The following is a 19,352-nucleotide window of genomic DNA, read 5'->3' on the forward strand; positions in this document are numbered from 1 at the left end:
GACATTCACCCGTCGTGAATGATAAAGTGGAAATACACAACAAGCAGGTCTCCGGACTTCACTATAAATCATCAAATCAATGATTGTACTCATCATCTTCCCACATCGTTCCGATGCAGTGATTTGGCGTTGAGCTGGGATGAGTAATTCAGTGTTACCGTTGCGAGGGCAGTGTTGGAGTTTCACCAACTTCCCTATAAGCAAATGAAATTGCTTTAGACTTGTTGCAAGATTACGCAAAGTATAAAGTGTTAACGTTTCTTAAACAATTGCATTTCAGAATGAACTTTGCACAAAGTGAGTCAAATTGCATTACAATGCGAGAGCTTCAAAAATATTCAGACTAGATTGGACAGCTCATGCGCCAAAGCCATATGCGAACTCGCGCCAAGATTTGTGGAATTACCCGAATACAAGATATTCACGCCGTTGTACAATCTGGTGCAGATGCGATCGGCTTTGTTTTTTTCCCGCCAAGTCCGCGACATGTCAGTATTGAGCAGGCGCAAGCATTGGCAAAGCAGGTCCCGCCTTATGTACAGCTCGTCGGCTTATTTGTAAATGCAACTGCTAAAGAAATCCAGACGGTGCTTGATTCGGTTCCTCTGGATGTATTACAACTACATGGCGATGAAACGCCAGAACAATGCCAATTCATCGCAACGCAATGCAAACGTCGCTGGTATAAAGCCATTCAGGTCAAACCTAGTCTGGATGTGGTCGCTGAAATTCAGCGCTATCAAATAGCGGGCGCCAGTGCAGTGTTATTAGATGCTTGGCATCCTGAGCTAAAAGGTGGGACAGGGCACCGTTTTGACTGGACGCAATTTCCCCAACTCGATATTCCACTCATCCTGGCAGGGGGCTTAACCCCTGAAAATGTCAGTGAAGCTATTGATACCACAGCTGCTTTTGCTGTGGATGTCAGCGGAGGCGTCGAGTCCGCAAAAGGTATAAAAGACCAACAACTCATTGAAAAATTTATGCAAGGAGTCCAACGTGGATCAGCAAAACTCTAATCAAGAAAATCAGGTGATTGATTACACCCAGTTTCCAGATGCTCAAGGGCATTTCGGTATTCATGGTGGACGTTTTGTATCAGAAACGCTGATGGCTGCACTTGAAGACCTCGAAAGTCTTTATGGTCGTATGAAGAATGATGCACAGTTTTTAGCAGAGTTTGATCGTGATCTTGCGTTCTATGTTGGTCGTCCGAGTCCGCTGTATTATGCCGAGCGATGGTCTCAGCACCTCGGCGGTGCGCAAATTTATCTGAAACGTGAAGACTTGAATCATACCGGTTCGCACAAGGTCAATAACACCATTGGTCAGGCTTTATTGGCAAAGTTGTCAGGTAAGAAACGCATCATTGCGGAAACAGGTGCAGGTCAGCATGGCGTGGCGACGGCAACCATTGCCGCACGTCTAGGTATGGAATGTGTCGTATACATGGGCGCCGAAGACGTGAAACGTCAGGCCATGAATGTCTATCGTATGCGTTTGTTGGGCGCGACGGTTGTGCCCGTAAAAAGCGGTTCAAAAACCTTGAAAGATGCCATGAATGAGGCGATGCGTGACTGGGTCACCAATGTTGACAGTACTTATTATGTAATTGGTACTGTGGCTGGTCCTCATCCATATCCGCAACTGGTTCGCGATTTCCAGTCGATTATTGGTCGTGAAGCGCGCCGTCAAATCCAGGAACAGGCAGGGCGTTTGCCAGATGCTTTGGTCGCTTGTGTCGGCGGTGGTTCAAATGCGATGGGCTTGTTCTATCCCTTCCTGAATGATCAAGATGTGAAAATGTACGGTGTTGAAGCCGCAGGTCATGGCATCGAAACCGGTAAACATTCTGCGCCGTTGAATGCTGGACATGTGGGGGTATTACACGGTAACCGTACTTATTTAATGTCGGATGAGCAAGGGCAGATCATTGAAACACATAGTATTTCAGCTGGTCTGGACTATCCAGGTGTAGGTCCGGAACATAGTTTCCTCAAAGACATGAACCGTGTGGAATATGTACCAATCAATGATGATGAGGCCTTACAAGGTTTCCGTGATCTCACCAAGATTGAAGGCATTATCCCTGCATTGGAAAGTTCACACGCGATGGCTTATGTCACTAAACTTGCACCAACCATGTCGAAAGATCAAATCATTATTGCAACGGTTTCAGGCCGTGGCGATAAAGACTTGATGACGGTTGCACGTATTGATGGCGTTGAAATGGTAGATATGTAGGTCTTAACATGCCAAGTCTGTTTATGGTGATGCTGGGTGGCCGTCATGCGCGTGCCAACACCGAAGTGCATGACGTGGTGATGGCGATTGGTGAAAGCTTATCCGAACTGACGCCCCAATTGAAACAGGCTTGGTTTGGTGAATTAAAAGGTTTGCATATTGATGCCTGGGCGCAGATTTCAGGTGTGCAGTCCCAAGGTGTGAATTATCAGATCCAGTTTTCTGATGCGGCACCATCAGCATCAGATAAAAAGCTGTACTTGATTAATTTGGGTGGTTATACGCCAAATATTTTTGGTGAATTGCATAGCTATCATCTTGTCGTTGCAGCTGATGCAGTGGCGGCAAAACAGCTGGGTAAACAGTTCATTGAACAACACTGGCATAAGCCGCATACCGATCGTGTCGTGGATGTCGATGATTGCATTCCGATAGATCATATCGCAGGGCGTTATATCCATTTGGTTCAAGGTGAATTTAGTCCGATGATTTGGGAAAATACTTATCTCACCTTAGCTTAAGCATGGTTTTAGAAAAGAAACAGGGAAGCATTTGCTTCCCTGTTTTTATTTAGGATGTGATTAAGGTGTGACTTTGATTCGATCAGTTTTAGGTGCGGTCAGAGGAGAATGCTGAGCCACATATTGTTCCAGGGCATCAATATCTTGCCCACCACCGACTGGATTTTTACCTTGTTTTAAGACGGTAAAGTTATCACCACCATCGGCAAGGAAGCTGTTTACGGTTACACGGTAAGCCTTGTTATCATCTAGCGCTTGTCCTGCAACCAAGATATTGCTGGCGCGTGGTGAACTCGATGCATCTTTCTTATAGGTATAACTGAACTCTTTAGATGGCTGCAAGATACGTACTGTGGCTGCATTTGCGCCTGACCACTGCTGTTCTAGTACATCACGAATCTGTTTGCCTGTCAGACTTAATGTCACAATCGAGTTGCCAAATGGCTGCACGGTAAAGACATCACCAAAGGTAATCTGATTATTGGTATTGACCTGTAAATCGGCACGTACACCGCCCGGATTCATCAGGGTAAAGTCAGAACCTTGATTACTTGCAGTGAGTGCCATGGCCTGTTGTGCATCGGCAATTAAATTACCCAGAGCACTTTCACCACTTTCGGTGGCATTACGATTAATCACACCATCCGCGGTACCAACGACACGGGCTGAAATGCTGGTGACGGCTTGACGATATTTATCCAGAATGGCTTCAATGCTTGGGGTTTTATTAAATTTCTCATATAGATCCGTCAAGTTCACTGTGGTTGAGCCCGAGCTATAGGCTTCACTTTGAATCGGAACCTGTTTGGCATCTTTCTTAATCACATCACCTGTTTTGCCATCCAGTTCTAATTGAATATTGGTAATTGCGGTACCGTATTGTCCGGCAGAGGTGAGCAGGAACGGTTTTTGCGGATTCTTGGTCGAGTAATCACAAATATAAGATTGATGGGTATGTCCAGAAACCACCACATCAACTGCAGGATCTAGCCGATCGAGGATACCTAGTAATGGACCGCTGAGGCCATCACAAGTTTTCTTATTAAATTTGGTACTTGGTGCGACGCCTTCATGTACCACCACCACAATTGCTTCAATCCCTTGTTTCTTTAACTCTGGAATCAAGGCATTGACAGTATCGGCTTCATCATTAAAGTTAACGTCTTTAATACCCGCAGCTGAGACAATGCTGGGTGTCGCTTTCAGGGTCATGCCGATAAAGGCAACAGGAATACCACCATAGCTTTTGATTTTATAAGCAGGGAATAAGGTTTTGTTGGGATCAGCCTTCATCGAGACATTGGCCGCCAGGAAGTTAAACTTGGCACCCTCAAATTTTGGATTGATCTGGCAGGGTTTGGTACTGGTATATTGCTGACAGCCACCATTCTGCAAGCGACGTAATTCATCGGTACCCCGGTCAAACTCATGATTGCCGACTGCGTTAAAATCGATCTGAATATCATTCATGGTTTCAATGGTCGGCTCATCCAGAAACAGGGATGAGGTCAGTGGTGAGGCACTAATCAGGTCACCTGCCGAAACGACCGCATTATTTGGATATTGCGCGCGTAATTTTTTAATCGCATCGGCAAAATAACTGACGCCCCCGACAGGAATACGTACCGTTTTGCTACTGTCATTTGGGTCATCTGCTTCTATAAAGCGTTTGGGCGGTTCAAGATTACCGTGAAAATCATTGAACGCAAGAATGTTGATATTTTGGTTTTTGCGTTGAACCGTTGGTGTTCCATCATTATCGTCATGATCATTACAGGCCGTTAAAGCCAGCATCATCAGACAGAGAACTTTGGCTTTTAATAATTGTTGGGTCATCATTGTTTTTGATCGGGTGGTATAAGATTGTTTTCAAAAATAAAACTTCTGTATGAATGTTTGATGAAATTATGAGCTAGAATCATTTGGCAAGCACTGGGATTGAGCGCTAAGAACTACGGCGCAGTTATCATTTTTACAGATAAAACGATTAGCAAATTTGTCCACTTAAGCTTTATGATTGAAGCAGTTGCAAACCCGTACTCATGGAATGAAAGAATGGATTTGATACAAACCAATGGTCAGCCACGTTATGGACGTTTTGATCAGGTACCCTCAAGAATTAATCTGGATGACTATATTTACAAAACGCCTTATGGACAGGTCTTAACTGGCTGGCGCAAGCAACTAAAATATAAAAAATTTAAATTCTGTGGCTTGCAACATGAGCATTACAGTATTGGTGTGGCAATTGTCGACCTATCTTGGGCTGGGCATGCGTTCTTTTATATTTATGATCACCAGACTAAAAAAGTGATTGAGTGGAACGCGATTCAACCTTTGGCATTCAAAACACAATTGGATGAGCAACCGTTATTTAGTCAAAGTTCGTTCAAAAAATCAGCCTATCAATTTGATATGCAGCATGCTAATGGCGTGCGTTATATTCAGGTCAGCAAACATGGTGAAATCCAGCTAAAAGCACGGATTTTTTGTGCAGGCACCGATGCCTTAAGTTTATGTAGCCCGACCGGAATTAATGGCTGGACCTATACCCAGAAGCAAACCACACTTGCGGTTGAGGGCTTTTTCATTAGTCCAGCTCAGCAAAAAATTGAATTTAATGCCCAAAGTCTTGCGGCTTTGGATGATACCTGTGGTTTTCTGCGCCCTGAAACAGCCTGGTTCTGGTTGTCTTGCCAGTTCCGTGATGCACAAGATCGTCGTATTGGTATCAATCTGGCATCAGGCGTCAATGAAAGTTTTGGCAACGAAAATGCCTTATGGGTCAATGGGCGTTTGTATCCGCTGACAGACGTTTTATTCGAGCAAAAGAATGAAAATACCTGGTCGATTCGTTCTTTAGGTGGATGTCTAAATCTGGTGGTTGAAACAGGCTGGTGCCGGTTTGAAAATATTAATCTGCGTTTGATTGGCAGCCAGTTTAATCAATGGCAGGCTAAAGTCAGTGGGACGATTGCCCATGAACAGGTTGAAGTGGTGTCATTAGATAATGAATATGGCTTATTAGAACAGCATTATGCGAAGTGGTGATGATGAAAATAAAAATCCCCTCAATTGCAAGGGGACTTTTTAGATTAATGAACTAAAGCCCTGCTTGCCAGAACGCTTCACCTGCAGCAATCGGATCATTGGTTTTAGCCAAAGTATCAATCCAGACATCATACTGGCGAATCACCGGATGTTGATTTGGATGGAAATCCTTTTTAAACCAGTCACTATATTGCGCTCTTTTCGCAGTCAAAATACCGTTACGACCAAAGAACCACGGTAAACCTTTACGCGCCATATCAAAACGTTGTCTTAAGCTAAAACCATCGGTTTTGAGCATCACATCGGTACGGTACAGGGTAAAACCAAACATCATCACTGTCGTGAATACCAAGGCAAAGCGACGGGTTGCTTCAGGCACTTCACCGACTTCACGCATCACATCAAAAGCCACATCGCGATGTTCCATTTCCTCAATCGCATGCCAGGCAAACAGCGCACGTACAAAAGGATCGGCTTCTGCCAAGGTTTCTTTTTTACTATAGAAGGTATCTGCCATCAGTGCGGTTAAATGCTCGGCAGCTGCGGTCATGGCAATATTGTATTGGGGAGAGCGATTCTTCAGTTCAAAGCGAAAGATTTTTTTTAAGCGGGCCGTGAACTGATCCACAGGCATCCCCTGATCTTTCATGATCTGGTTCATTTTATCATGCGCGATACCATGCTGTGCTTCCTGCCGAATAAAATCAGCGACACGTTCCTGCAAGTCTGGATCATCAATTTTGTCTCGGAATAAACGGACGCATTCAATAAAGTAGCGCTCGCCATCGGGGAAGGTCAGGCTGAGGGCATCAAACATACGGGTACGGAATGGGTCGCCACCGAACCAGAAGCGGGGTGCCTGCTCGAGATGGAAGTCCAGTTTGGTTCTGACCACGGGATCAACTTGATAGGAAACATGTGCATTCATCTTTGCTATTCCTTGTTTTTCTTCATGTAGCCAGTATGGAAAAAGTCCGATGAAATGTTTTGACAGTTACAGCCAATTTTTATACAAATAACGACAGCTCAGGATGAGATTAGCCTATGTCCGTTAAAATAATCATTGGATATTTACGTTTGTTGAATCGTGTTTTGCAACAGGAACAAATTGATTTGTCTAAAGTTGTTGTGCCTGAACTTTGGCAAGCCTTTCAGGCCTGTCTGGAAAATCCGGATGAGCGTGACTTTGATGTCGAACGTTATGCCTTGTTATTACAGGCCGCTCAAGCACACTTCACCCGTCCGATTACTTTAGTTTTAGCTGAACATGCCAATTTGCAGGATTTGGGCTTGATGGGTTATCTGGCCTCAACCAGTATGGATCTCCAGCAGGCACTTCAACTCTTGCAACGATACTACTCGCTGGTATTTAAACAAACCAATCTGGAACAGCTCGATGTCCAGCAGTTTCCTGATTACATCCAGATTGTCTGGGGCGCATCTTATTGCGACTATCGGGAAATGTATGAGCTGAATCTGGCCTTGATTTTTAAAATCGCGCAATCGATAGTGCAGGATGCTCTAGTGCCACCGCAGATGATCCAGTTTGGCTATGCCCCGCATACGGCAATGTATCATTTTGAAAAATTCTATGGTTGTCCGATTCAGATTCAGCAGGGCCAATATGCGATCCGCTTTTCCAATCAGGTTTTAAAGGCAAAAAGTATTGCGGCAGACCAGCAACTGAATCAGGTCTTGTCTACTCAGGCACAGCATTCATTGAACAGTGTCAGCTCGTTTGAGGTTCAGCAACAGCAATTTAGACAAAAAATCCATAGCCTGATTGAACAGGGCTTAGTGCAGCAGGAAGAAGTATTGCAAAGTTATGTGGCGAAGCGTTTGCATTGTTCGGAACGGACACTTCAACGTCAGTTGAAGGCTTATGAATTGAATTTTCAAGATGTGCTGGATCAGTATCGTTTAGAACAGAGCAAGCTGTATCTACAACAAGGTAAGTCTTTGTCTGAGATTGCGGAACGGCTAAATTATGCGGATCAGAGTGCGTTTGGACGGGCGTTTAAGCGTTGGACAGGCGTTACGCCTAAGCAGTTTTTAAAATCTCTGTAGATTTTAGATCAAACTTTTAATTAATAAGTGCTTAGCTAAGGTAGTTTAATTTTTAAACAAACAAATGGGTTTGATATTTTCCTTACTTTTCAGGGATGAAAAGTAAGGAAAATCCTCTGTTGGACTGACGGTACGTCCTGAGCAAATTTTAAAGCCCTGCTTTGAAATGCAGCGCAAGGCTAGTCCAACGGGCGACATCCATGTCGCCTACCACGATAGTAGATTCTTGTCTAAATTGAAGCGTTATTGAGAGTGGGATTTGAGTAGTAATTCAAATCTTCTATGATTTTTTTAAACGCGGATAATTAAAGACAATGGCAAGCACCGCACAAATCGCAAGAATCCAGCAATAGTAGATATTGCCAATCAATTCAATCGGAGAAAGTTTGGCAATTGAACAGGCAAGTAGTAACTGCGCTCCATAAGGAATCATGCCTTGAACCACACAAGAAAAAATATCCAGTAAAGCTGCACTTCGTTTAGGATCTACGCCGTATTCTCTGGCCACTTCACGGGCCATATCTCCCGATAAAATAATCGCAACGGTATTGTTGGCCACAAATAGATTCGAGAAGACCACCAGAAAACTAATACCGAATTCACCAGCACGCTGTTTACCGAATTTAAATAGGCGGGTAATCGCATAGATGCGTTGAATCAGCCACTGCAATCCGCCTTGTTTTTGCATCAATGTCGATAATCCACCCAGCAACATGGAAAGTAATGCCACCTCAAACATGCCGACAAAGCCGTCATAAATCGCACTGTTCAGCTTGAGTACATCAAAATCCGGTTTTTCAAGCAGCCCCATCAGACCTGATAAAATCACGCCGATCATCAGCACTGCCAAAACATGCAGACGGGTAAAAGCAAGAAAGAACACCGCCAGATAAGGCAGAATCAGCCAGAGATCATAAGGCTTGGATTGAATGGCTTCTGCCTGATGGCTCATGGAAATATAAACCATTAAGGTGATGATGGCTGCGGGAAGTGCAATCCAGACATTGACCCGAAATTTATCTCTGAGTTCGACATTCTGGCTACGGGTAGCTGCAATGGTAGTATCCGAGATCATGGATAGGTTATCGCCAAACATGGCGCCACCAACCACCGCACCAATGGCATAGACAGGTGCAATATCAGTCGCTTGAGCAAAACCAAACGCAATTGGCGCACAGGCTGCAATGGTGCCCATCGAGGTGCCCATGGCCGTAGCAATAAAGGCGGCAATGATAAACAGCATGGGTAAGACAAATTCTGGAGAAATAAGCGAAAGTCCTAACTGTACCGTCGCATCGACACTACCAATGGCACTGGAAACACTGGCAAAGGCACCTGCCAGCATAAACACCATAAACATCAGAATCAGATTCGGGTGACTGGCCCCTTGCAGGAATTCTTCAATCGCTGTATTGAGTTTCTGTTTATACAGCAGAAGGGCGAGAATCACCGCAGGTATTGCAGCCACAGGCGCTTTAACCTGATAAAAGGCGAATTCAGTTCCGATCATTGAATGATAAAGACCACTCCCAAGAAAGATGATCAAAAATACCAATAGCGGCAGCAAAGCAAGGGCATTGCTTTGTACTTTTTCGGGAGAGTGGGCAGACATAAAATAAAAAGGAAACTTAAAAATTGCGGCTAGTATAAAGGAGCTTGGCGAAATTCTAAAATGCAAAGCGATCAGCCTGAAAATAGGAATCTTTGATCATTGAGAAAAAACTCAAAATATAGATAAATGTAGCAGGGGAGTTGTAAGTCGCAGGATTCGCTGTCGCATTCACGTCAAACTCTGTTCAATGAACAAAAAATAGCGTTACAATGCAGTGTTTTTAAATGACCACAAACAACTCCTTAGTTTATATAAATCAGGAAAGCATAATCCTATGTCACGTCTTGCCACTCGTTTTGAACAGCTTAAATCTCAGCAACGTAAAGCGCTTGTTTCTTATGTAATGGCAGGTGACCCGCATCCACAAGTCACTGTTCCATTGCTTCATCAAATGGTTGAGGCAGGGGTTGATGTTATTGAACTAGGTCTTCCGTTCTCTGACCCGATGGCAGATGGTCCTGTAATTGCTTTGGCAGCTGAGCGTGCTCTGGCAGGTGGAACCAATACTTTAGATGCATTGGATATGGTGAAAGCTTTTCGCGAAAAAGATCAAACGACACCGGTTGTTTTAATGGGCTATTTAAATCCTGTTGAAGTGATTGGTTATGAAAAGTTTGTGACTTATGCGAAAGACTGTGGTGTTGATGGCGTACTTCTGGTGGACTTACCACCTGAAGCATCTCAGCAATTAGGTGAAGTTCTTAAACAAAATGGAATGGATCAGATCTTTTTGCTCGCGCCAACCTCAACCGACCAGCGTATTCAACATGTGGTCAATCAGGCAAGTGGTTTTGTCTACTACGTGTCACTCAAAGGTGTGACTGGTGCAGCAACCCTAGATACTGCTGAAGCAGCAGCGCGTATTGCAAAAATTAAATCTAAAACCAGTGTACCAGTCGGTGTTGGTTTCGGAATTAGTGATGCGGCGTCTGCAAAAGCGATGGGTCAGGTTGCCGATGCCGTGATTGTGGGAAGTGCTTTCGTTAAATCTTTTGCGACATTGCCAGCAGATCAAGCTGCGCAACAGACGGTGAATAAAGTGAAGGAGCTTCGAGCTGCGCTCGATGAGTTAGTATGAGTCAAGAGTTAACATCAGGGAAGGTTCTTAACCCTTCAACCCCTTGGACTGAGCGTCATGTACCTGGTATTCAGGTGGCAGATCAACAGCAAACGTTTAAAGCGACCTTTACTGAGCCTACCATTGAATGTCCTGAGTGCCATGCACTGGTGACACGTACTGCCATGTCATTTAATGCCTATGTCTGTCCTCAGTGTGATGAGCACCTGCGTATGCGTGCGCGTGATCGTTTGAACTGGTTCTTTGATCAGGTCAATGGTGAGTTAGGTCAGGAATTTAATGCCAAAGATCCATTAAAGTTTGTGGACAGCAAACCTTATCCAGATCGTATGCGCGAAGCGCAAGACAAAACGGGTGAGACAGAAGCACTTGTGGTAATGCAAGGTTCGCTTAAAGGTTTAGACCTTGTTGCCTGTGCTTTTGATTTTGATTTCATGGGCGGTTCAATGGGCACGGTTGTGGGCGACCGTTTTGTACAAGCGGCTGAACGTGCCATTGCTTTACACCAGCCGATGATCTGTTTTGCTGCCTCGGGCGGTGCACGTATGCAGGAAGGCATGTTGTCCTTGATGCAAATGGCACGTACTGCAGCAGCCATCCAGAAAATGAAAGAAGCACGTGTGCCTTATGTGGTGGTGTTAACTCATCCGGTTTATGGTGGTGTAACAGCTTCATTGGCAATGCTGGGTGATGTGCATATCGCTGAACCGAAGGCGATGATTGGCTTTGCCGGTAAGCGTGTGATTGAACAAACTGTACGTGAGAAACTGGAAGAACCGTTCCAGCGTGCAGAATATTTGCTTGATCATGGTGTGGTCGATCAAATTGTTCATCGTCATGCATTACGTGATACTGTATACAGACTTGTTGCAAAACTGATGAACTTACCTTGAAACCGCACGCTCCACATTCAACGGATACATTAACAACATGGCTCGATTATTGGGGCCATGTTCATGTTACAGGCATTGATTTAGGTTTAGAACGCGTTATTCCTGTGGCTGAAAAGCTGGGTGTGATGCAACCTGAGGCGAAAGTATTTACCGTCGCCGGTACCAATGGTAAAGGCTCGACCACGACGACTTTAGCTGCAATTTTAAATGCGCAGGGTTATAAGGTGGGCTTATATCAGTCACCGCATATTTACCGTTTTAATGAGCGGGTAAAACTGGCGGGTGCCGAGGTAGATGATCAGCGTCTGGTAGAGGCTTTTGTACAGGTCGATCAGGCTCGCCGTGAATGTGGATTAAGCCTTTCTTTTTTTGAAGCAACCACTTTGGCTGCTTTTGTCATTTTTAAACAGCAACAATGTGATGTCTGGGTACTTGAAGTCGGCCTGGGTGGTCGTCTTGATGTGGTCAATGTGATTGATCCAGACATTGCTGTGATTACCAATATTGGTTTAGACCATATCGACTGGCTCGGTGATACGGTCGAAAAAATTGCCTTCGAGAAAGCAGGGATTATTCGTCCGAATATTCCGGTGGTTTTTGCCGGACAACAGCATCTTCCACAAGTCATTCAAGATAAGGTGGCTGAAACACAAGCCCAGTTATATACACTTAATCAAGATTATTTCTATCAGCTGGATGAAAATGGGCAAACATGGTCATTTGCATCTTCTGGTAGCACCTTAAAGCTTCCTGTTGGTCAGCTGGCTTTGGATAATATTTCAACTGCGGTTGCTGCTGTACTGGTGAGTGGAATAGACATTTCACAACAAGCCATCGCAACGGGTATTCAGCAGGCACGTCTCCAAGGCCGTTTTGAAATCAGACAAATTCAGGATAGAACGGTTATTTTTGATGCGGGGCACAATGCCCATGGTGTCGAATTTTTGTTGAAGCAGTTGCGAAAATTCCTAAAATACAATAAACAGTACACAGAAGTTGTTGCAGTATTCTCAATGTTGGCAGATAAAGACATTCCATCTGTCACTGATTTACTAAAAACAACAGTAAAAGATTGGTTTATTGCTAATTTAGATGTGCCTAGAGCCGCACCAGTGCAACAGATTCAAGATGCATTGCAAGGGCAACAGGTCCATGAGTTCGGCAGTATCCAGCAAGCGTTTGAAACTGTGCTGAAACAAGGTAATAACAATCAGCTGATTTTAGTCTGTGGTTCGTTTCATACTTTAGAAGCGGTCTGGGAGTATTTAGAAGAATGTCGATGAATAACAAACAACGTTGGATGGGTGGCGTTGTTCTATTAGGAGGTGGTGTTTTATTGGCCGCACTGCTTCTTAAAGGTAATGAAGAAATAGAGCAAGATCATACGCAAGCTACCGTTACTCATCCTATTCCCAAAACAGCCACTAAGCCAAAAACTGCTCAGCCTGCCCAAGAGAGTGAAATGGTTTCATTACAACCTTTGGCGGTTGATGTTGAAACAGAAAAACGTTTGCTTGAAGAACAACGTCGCTCTCGTGAAAAAGCGGTTGCTGAACAAGAGGCGCGTGCAGCTGAATTTTTAAAAATGCAGCAGCAGGCAGAAGCAGCAGCAGCGCGTAAAGCGGCTGAAGAATACGCGGCAATCAATGCACGTCGTACCGCTGCACAGGAAAGTTCAGACAATATCCCGCCTGAACTGGTTGAAGATGAAAAAGCCAAGGCAAAACGACTGGCTGAAGACAAACGCAAAGCGGATGACAAGAAGCGAGCGGAACAGTTAAAAGCAGACCAGCAAAAGACGACTGATGCTGATAAAAAGCTAGCGGAAGATAAACGTAAAGCAGAAGCAGCAAAGAAAGCGGAAGCTGATCGCAAAGCTGCGGAAGACAAACGTAAGGCAGATGCAGACAAGAAAGCTGCTGAAGACAAGCGTAAAGCAGAAGCGGATAAAAAAGCTGCCGAAGATAAACGTAAAGCTGAAGCAGACAAGAAAGCTGCGGAAGACAAACGTAAGGCCGAGGCAGATAAGAAAGCCGCTGAAGATAAACGTAAAGCCGAAGCGGACAAGAAAGCTGCTGAAGATAAGCGTAAGGCCGAAGCTGAAAAGAAAGCCGAAGCTGAAAAAGCCCGTGACCTGATGGAAAATGGCGATAAGAAATGGATGGTACAAGTGGCACTGGCCGCCAATCAGGCCAATGCAGATGCCGTGGTATCGAAATTACGTGCTAAAGGCTATAAGGTAACCACTAGCCCGACCTCTAAAGGTATTCGGATCATGGTTGGCCCAGCCAAAGACCGTGATACTGCGGATACGACCCGTAAGAAAATTACCACTGATGATAGTCTGAATATGAAATCAGCCTGGGTAATTGACTGGGTGCCACTCGACCAGCGTTAAATGAAACCCTTTTGATGGGATGCTATGAAGATGGATTCGACAGTTGCTGTTGAATCCATTTTACATTTTCAGGGCTCAGCAAATGCTCGATATTCTTCCAGATTACATGAAAACCATAGCCACCTTGTTTCATTTCTTTTACCGCATCTTCAATCGACCAGTGTTCAAAAATAATGCGATACATGGCAATGGTCGCACCTGTACGGTCTGAACCATGGTAGCAATGGATTAAGACTTTTTGATTATTCTGTTTGGCAGTTTGAATGGCACGCATCGCTTGTAATAAGTCTTCACGATTGATCGCCCAGGTATAAACCGGGATATGGACCAGATTAAAAGGCTGATCTTTAAGCACCTTGGCATCGTCATTGCGTGCACGAAGGTTGATCACCGTATCAATATTGTACTGTTTTAAGCTTGGAATTAACTGATTGCTCGGCTGTTCACTACGAAACACATCACTGCTGATCTGATAAAAATTATGGGTGTGTGAGATCAGTGTTCCCCAATTTTCAGGGCGTTGTTCATCATCCAGACCTGGATGTTTCATACAGCCACCAATACTGAGGCAGGAAATGACTGTAAGCGCGATGAGTGTTTTTTTCATAAGATAGCTTGATAGCGACTGAATTCAACGGGGTCGTGTGCACAAATTAACTCAATCTTAGGCTCATGTTGAGCCAGATATTGTAAGCGTTTCAGGTTATGCACACGCTGCTGGTTATCCTCTGCCAATAAGCGCTCGGTAAGATCGAGCGCTCTGAGTTTATGTTTAGGATTGAGTTCCAGATGAGAAAAGTAGGCATCCCCACAGAACAGAATCCAGCCGTCCTGTTTTTTTATTGCAATGCCTGTGTGTCCAAGTGTATGTCCCAGCAACGGCACCATTAAAATTTCATCCTGAAAGAATGGGAGGCCTTTTACGCGCTGGAGATTAAACCATTCTTCACCATCGTTATGTTCTGCAAAGCTCCAATGTCGATGCTGTTTAAACTGCGCGGTTTTATAACGTAGTTTGCCTTTGCCAGATAAAGTCTGGGTTGCATTAAATTCAGAGGCCAGCACATGCACGGTTGCATGGGGAAAATCAGAGATGCCGCCTGCATGGTCAAAATCCAGATGGCTCACAAAAATATGTTTTACCTCATTGGGACTAAAGCCGAGTTGCTGAATCTGTTGAATGGCACTGAGTTTCAAGTTCGGCACGATCGAACCAAATTGTGTCAGCAAACTGCCAAGGCGCTGTTCGGTATGTAAATAGTCTTGTAGGCCCAAGCCGGTATCAACCAATACCAATCCCCGATCAGTTTCAATCAACAGGCAATGACAGACCAGATGGGCTTTCCAGCCTTTTTGTCCAAATAAAGGCGCGCAGACAGGGCAGAAGCTGCCACAATGCAGGTGATGGATGTTATAGATCATGATGATTTTTATTGTGTTCCGGATCGAATTATTTTTATAACGTATCGATTCAGAAATACCAAAACAAATTTGAATCAGACCGAAAAAAGCCTATCGCTGAGATAGGCTTGATATTTTGTCTTGCACTGCGATTAAAGCTTTCGCTTTAATCTTTTACTCACAGCACAGCTATTCACCTTCTTGCGAAGCTTTAGTCGCTTCTCAGGAACGAGCGTTGCTGGTCTTTATGGCTACGCACTTCGTTTGTCTTGCGCTTCGCTTGAAGCCTTTAATCGGCTTCAATCTTGCTCAGGCTGGGGTGTGAGTCTTAAATAAGGTTTAACAGCTTTATAGCCTTTCGGGAAGCGTTGTTTGATTTCTTCCTCATCCTTTAATGACGGCACAATCACCACATCTTCGCCTTGTTGCCAGTTTGCGGGTGTCGCGACTTTATGGTTGTCGGTAAGTTGCAGTGAGTCGACCACGCGCAATACTTCATTAAAATTACGGCCTGTTGATGCCGGATAGGTAATGATCAAACGCACTTTTTTATTCGGATCAATAATGACCAATGAGCGAACGGTTAAGGTTTCACTGGCATTGGGATGAATAAATCCATAAAGTTCAGACACTTTTCGGTCTTTATCCGCAATGATGGGGAAATTCACCGTGGTATTCTGGGTTTCGTTAATATCCTGAATCCAGCCTTTATGCGATTCAACATCATCCACTGAAAGGGCAATGGCTTTAACACCACGCTTGTCAAATTCATCTTTTAGTTTGGCGGTATAACCCAGTTCGGTGGTACAGACTGGCGTATAATCTGCTGGATGGGAAAACAGAATACCCCAGCTATCGCCTAAAAAGTCATAAAAATCAATATTACCTTCGCTTGATTCTTGCTGGAAATTTGGCGCGGTATCGCCTAAACGTAATGTCATGATGAGTCCTCTATACTTTTTTCTATGTCGTTTCTCTATTCAATATGCAGCATTCACTTTATAAATAAAATTATTGTTTTTGTATTTTGTTATGAACTTTTGAGATATCTCTTAGGGATCTTGTTAAAAAATGATCGGAAATTCACATTCAGGTCGATGTAAGTTTAAGGCAAATTTGCTACATTAACGCATCTTTACTGGTGTGATGTCAGAATCGCCTCGCAGATTTTTTTACCTGTTTGGATGCAAAGCACTTGTAGTTCTTATTTCTGACTCCATAATAACAGCTAAGAAAAAATTAACCGACCTAGGGTTTGTTGTTATTGACGAACCTTATAACAAACAGGATTAGAGAGTTTATTCATGTTGGCAAGTCTGATCGGAGGTATCTTCGGTACAAAAAATGAGCGCGAGCTCAAACGCATGCGTAAAATTGTTGAACAAATTAATGCGCTTGAACCGACGATATCTGCTCTTAACGATGCAGACCTCTCTGCAAAAACTCCAGAATTCAAACAACGTTTTAGTAATGGCGAAAGTTTAGATAAATTATTGCCAGAAGCGTTTGCTGTCTGCCGTGAAGCGGCAAAACGTGTCATGGGCATGCGTCACTACGATGTGCAGTTAATTGGTGGTATTACCTTGCACGAAGGTAAAATTGCCGAGATGCGTACCGGTGAAGGTAAAACCCTGATGGGTACTTTGGCGTGTTATCTCAATGCATTGAGTGGTCAAGGCGTTCACGTCATTACCGTAAACGATTACTTGGCGCAGCGTGATGCCGAGTTAAACCGTCCATTATTCGAATTTTTAGGCTTGAGCATTGGTGTGATTTACTCCATGCAGATGCCTGATGAAAAGGCACAAGCCTATACGGCCGATATTACTTACGGGACCAACAACGAATTTGGTTTCGATTATCTGCGCGACAACATGGTGTTCTCGTTACAAGAGAAAAAACAACGCGGCTTAAGCTATGCCATCATCGATGAGGTCGATTCGATCCTGATTGATGAGGCGCGTACACCATTGATCATTTCTGGTCAAAGCGAAGACTCATCTCAGTTATACCAGCTGATCAACAGTATTCCGCCAACATTACGTCCACAGAAAGAAGAAAAAGTGGCAGATGGTGGACATTTCTGGGTAGATGAAAAGCAGCGTTCAGTGGAAATGACTGAAATCGGTTATGAAACGGTTGAACAGAAACTGATTGAAATGGGGCTGTTGGCAGAAGGTGAAAGCCTGTATTCAGCAACCAACCTGAATCTGGTTCACCATGTGACTGCTGCAATCCGTGCGCACTATTTGTACCAGAAGAATGTACATTACATTATCGGTATCAATCCGCAAACGCAAAAAGAAGAAGTTATTATTGTCGACGAGAGCACGGGTCGTACCATGCCGGGTCGTCGTTGGTCAGAAGGTTTGCATCAAGCGGTTGAAGCCAAAGAAAACATGGAAATTCAGCCGGAAAACCAGACGCTGGCAACTACAACTTTCCAGAACTATTTCCGTCTGTATAAAAAGCTGTCAGGTATGACCGGTACTGCCGATACTGAAGCTTCGGAAATGAAAGAAATTTATGGTCTGGATGTGGTGATTATTCCAACCCACCGTCCAATGGTCCGTGTCGATCATAACGATTTAATCTATTTAAACCGTAATGGTAAATATACCGCGATTATTGAAGAAATTACCAAGATTCGTCAGCAGGGCGTTGCACCGATCCTGATCGGTACCGCGACGATTGAAGCCAGTGAAATTTTATCTGCCAAGTTATTACAGGCTGGTATTCATCATGAAGTCCTGAATGCGAAACAGCATGAGCGTGAAGCAGATATTATTGCGCAAGCAGGTAGTCCGAATGCGGTGACGATCGCAACTAACATGGCGGGCCGTGGTACCGATATTTTGCTGGGTGGTAACTGGAAAGCCAAGCTTGCCAAAATTGAAAATGCGACACCTGAAGATGAAGCGCGTTTACAGGCCCAATGGGAAAAAGATCACGAAGACGTGTTAAGTTCTGGCGGTCTGCATATCATTGGTTCTGAGCGTCATGAATCACGTCGTATTGACAACCAGTTGCGTGGTCGTGCAGGTCGTCAGGGTGACCCGGGTGTATCTCGTTTCTATCTGTCGCTTGAAGATGATTTGATGCGTATCTTCGCGGGTGACCGTGTAGTTGCCATGATGCGTGCCATGGGCTTGCAAGAAAGCGAAGCGATTGAGCACAAGATGGTCAGCCGTTCGATTGAAAATGCACAACGTAAAGTTGAGGCTCGTAACTTCGATATTCGTAAGAACCTGTTGAAGTACGATGACGTGAACAACGAACAACGTAAGATCATCTATTCGCAACGTGATGAAGTTCTGGCAGAAAGTACGCTACAAGACTATATCGAAGAAATGCATCACGAAGTGGTGAAAGGCCTAATTGCCAACTTTATTCCACCAGAGTCGATTCATGACCAATGGGATATTGAAGGTCTGGAAGGGGCGTTACAGTCTGACTTGGGAATCGAGTTACCGGTACAACAATGGTTAGACCAAGATCGCCGTTTAGACGAGGAAGGTCTGATTGAGCGTATTGCAGATGAAGTGATTACCCGTTATCGCCAACGTCGTGAGCAAATGGGAGATGAATCCGCAGCTATGCTGGAACGTCATTTCATGTTGAACTCACTGGATCGTCATTGGAAAGATCATTTGGCGGCGATGGATTACTTACGTCAAGGGATTCATTTACGTGGTTATGCACAAAAGAACCCTGAACAAGAATACAAGAAAGAAGCCTTCAACTTATTCGTGAATATGCTGGGTATTATCAAGTCTGATGTGGTGACTGATTTATCTCGTGTTCATGTACCGACAGCCGAAGAATTGGCGGAACTTGAAGCACAGCAACAACGTCAGGCTGAATCAATGCGTCTTTCATTTGAACATGATGATGTCGACGGCTTAACTGGCGAAGTCACGGTTTCTGAGGAAACAGAAGGCTTTACCGACAATGCACCATTCCCGGTACCGGAAAGCCGTAATGCGCCGTGCCCATGTGGTTCAGGCTTAAAATACAAGCAATGTCACGGTAAAATCTAAATCCTGATTTTAGATTTAACGATGCTAAAAAAGCAGAGCCTGAGTCT

General features: G+C 44.3%; 16 protein-coding genes and 1 riboswitch. Of the genes, 10 read left to right on the top strand and 6 right to left on the bottom strand.

The window, feature by feature from the left end; genetic code table 11:
- Window positions 1–24: 24 nt before the first annotated feature.
- A riboswitch (cobalamin riboswitch) is annotated at window positions 25–240 on the bottom strand.
- A 119-nt stretch (window positions 241–359) separates the two neighbouring features.
- The 3 genes from MSG93_RS08740 to MSG93_RS08750 are packed head-to-tail and all read left to right on the top strand — an operon-like array spanning window position 360 to window position 2,765.
- Complete coding sequence (locus MSG93_RS08740; RefSeq protein WP_324621411.1) at window positions 360–1,019, top strand: phosphoribosylanthranilate isomerase; 660 nt, start codon at window positions 360–362, stop codon at window positions 1,017–1,019.
- Entirely contained in the window at window positions 1,000–2,244 is a 1,245-nt protein-coding gene (trpB, locus tag MSG93_RS08745; protein WP_324621413.1) for a tryptophan synthase subunit beta, read from the top strand. The genes MSG93_RS08740 and trpB overlap by 20 nt, the downstream gene beginning before the upstream one ends.
- Window positions 2,245–2,252: 8 nt before the next feature.
- Complete coding sequence (locus tag MSG93_RS08750; protein WP_324621415.1) at window positions 2,253–2,765, top strand: DUF1543 domain-containing protein; 513 nt, start codon at window positions 2,253–2,255, stop codon at window positions 2,763–2,765.
- 60 nt (window positions 2,766–2,825) lie between these two features.
- Here MSG93_RS08750 and MSG93_RS08755 read toward each other — a convergent pair whose 3' ends face one another.
- On the bottom strand, window positions 2,826–4,604 hold the full coding sequence (locus MSG93_RS08755; RefSeq protein WP_420714309.1) for a bifunctional metallophosphatase/5'-nucleotidase: 1,779 nt from the start codon (window positions 4,602–4,604) through the stop codon (window positions 2,826–2,828).
- Window positions 4,605–4,820: 216 nt separating this feature from the next.
- Here MSG93_RS08755 and MSG93_RS08760 point away from each other — a divergent pair, with 216 nt between their 5' ends.
- A complete protein-coding gene (locus MSG93_RS08760; protein WP_324621417.1) occupies window positions 4,821–5,816 on the top strand; it encodes a DUF2804 domain-containing protein in 996 nt (331 codons plus the stop codon).
- A 52-nt stretch (window positions 5,817–5,868) separates the two neighbouring features.
- Here MSG93_RS08760 and MSG93_RS08765 read toward each other — a convergent pair whose 3' ends face one another.
- Window positions 5,869–6,744 carry a metal-dependent hydrolase gene (locus MSG93_RS08765; protein WP_199949546.1) on the bottom strand — a complete coding sequence of 292 codons (876 nt, stop codon included), beginning with the start codon at window positions 6,742–6,744 and terminating at the stop codon, window positions 5,869–5,871.
- 116 nt (window positions 6,745–6,860) lie between these two features.
- Here MSG93_RS08765 and MSG93_RS08770 point away from each other — a divergent pair, with 116 nt between their 5' ends.
- Window positions 6,861–7,883 carry an AraC family transcriptional regulator gene (locus tag MSG93_RS08770; RefSeq protein WP_324621419.1) on the top strand — a complete coding sequence of 341 codons (1,023 nt, stop codon included), beginning with the start codon at window positions 6,861–6,863 and terminating at the stop codon, window positions 7,881–7,883.
- 280 nt (window positions 7,884–8,163) lie between these two features.
- Here MSG93_RS08770 and MSG93_RS08775 read toward each other — a convergent pair whose 3' ends face one another.
- Entirely contained in the window at window positions 8,164–9,495 is a 1,332-nt protein-coding gene (locus tag MSG93_RS08775) for a Na+/H+ antiporter NhaC family protein (RefSeq protein ID WP_324621421.1), read from the bottom strand.
- A gap of 274 nt (window positions 9,496–9,769) precedes the next feature.
- Here MSG93_RS08775 and trpA point away from each other — a divergent pair, with 274 nt between their 5' ends.
- Genes trpA through MSG93_RS08795 form a run of 4 tightly spaced genes read left to right on the top strand, consistent with a single transcriptional unit; the run spans window position 9,770 to window position 13,864 of the window.
- Entirely contained in the window at window positions 9,770–10,573 is an 804-nt protein-coding gene (gene trpA, locus MSG93_RS08780; protein ID WP_005226895.1) for a tryptophan synthase subunit alpha, read from the top strand.
- Window positions 10,570–11,466, top strand: a complete 897-nt coding sequence (gene accD, locus MSG93_RS08785; protein WP_004775442.1) for an acetyl-CoA carboxylase, carboxyltransferase subunit beta — start codon at window positions 10,570–10,572, stop codon at window positions 11,464–11,466. The genes trpA and accD overlap by 4 nt, the downstream gene beginning before the upstream one ends.
- On the top strand, window positions 11,463–12,749 hold the full coding sequence (gene folC, locus MSG93_RS08790) for a bifunctional tetrahydrofolate synthase/dihydrofolate synthase (protein WP_324621425.1): 1,287 nt from the start codon (window positions 11,463–11,465) through the stop codon (window positions 12,747–12,749). Before accD ends, folC begins: the two co-directional genes overlap by 4 nt.
- Window positions 12,740–13,864: an SPOR domain-containing protein gene (locus MSG93_RS08795; protein ID WP_324621426.1), complete on the top strand. Its 1,125-nt coding sequence runs from the start codon at window positions 12,740–12,742 to the stop codon at window positions 13,862–13,864. The genes folC and MSG93_RS08795 overlap by 10 nt, the downstream gene beginning before the upstream one ends.
- 22 nt (window positions 13,865–13,886) lie before the next feature.
- Here the strand turns inward: MSG93_RS08795 and MSG93_RS08800 are convergent, their stop codons facing one another.
- From MSG93_RS08800 to MSG93_RS08810, 3 genes are all read right to left on the bottom strand, one after another.
- Complete coding sequence (locus tag MSG93_RS08800) at window positions 13,887–14,471, bottom strand: dual specificity protein phosphatase family protein (protein WP_324621427.1); 585 nt, start codon at window positions 14,469–14,471, stop codon at window positions 13,887–13,889.
- Window positions 14,468–15,286, bottom strand: a complete 819-nt coding sequence (locus MSG93_RS08805; protein ID WP_324621428.1) for an MBL fold metallo-hydrolase — start codon at window positions 15,284–15,286, stop codon at window positions 14,468–14,470. The genes MSG93_RS08800 and MSG93_RS08805 overlap by 4 nt, the downstream gene beginning before the upstream one ends.
- Window positions 15,287–15,564: 278 nt before the next feature.
- A complete protein-coding gene (locus MSG93_RS08810) occupies window positions 15,565–16,206 on the bottom strand; it encodes a peroxiredoxin (RefSeq protein ID WP_005226901.1) in 642 nt (213 codons plus the stop codon).
- 363 nt (window positions 16,207–16,569) lie between these two features.
- Between MSG93_RS08810 and secA the strand changes: the two genes are divergently transcribed.
- Entirely contained in the window at window positions 16,570–19,305 is a 2,736-nt protein-coding gene (gene secA, locus MSG93_RS08815) for a preprotein translocase subunit SecA (RefSeq protein WP_032875240.1), read from the top strand.
- Window positions 19,306–19,352: the final 47 nt, after the last annotated feature.

Source organism: Acinetobacter sp. IK40, from assembly GCF_035615075.1.
Taxonomy (GTDB): Bacteria; Pseudomonadota; Gammaproteobacteria; order Pseudomonadales; family Moraxellaceae; genus Acinetobacter; species Acinetobacter courvalinii.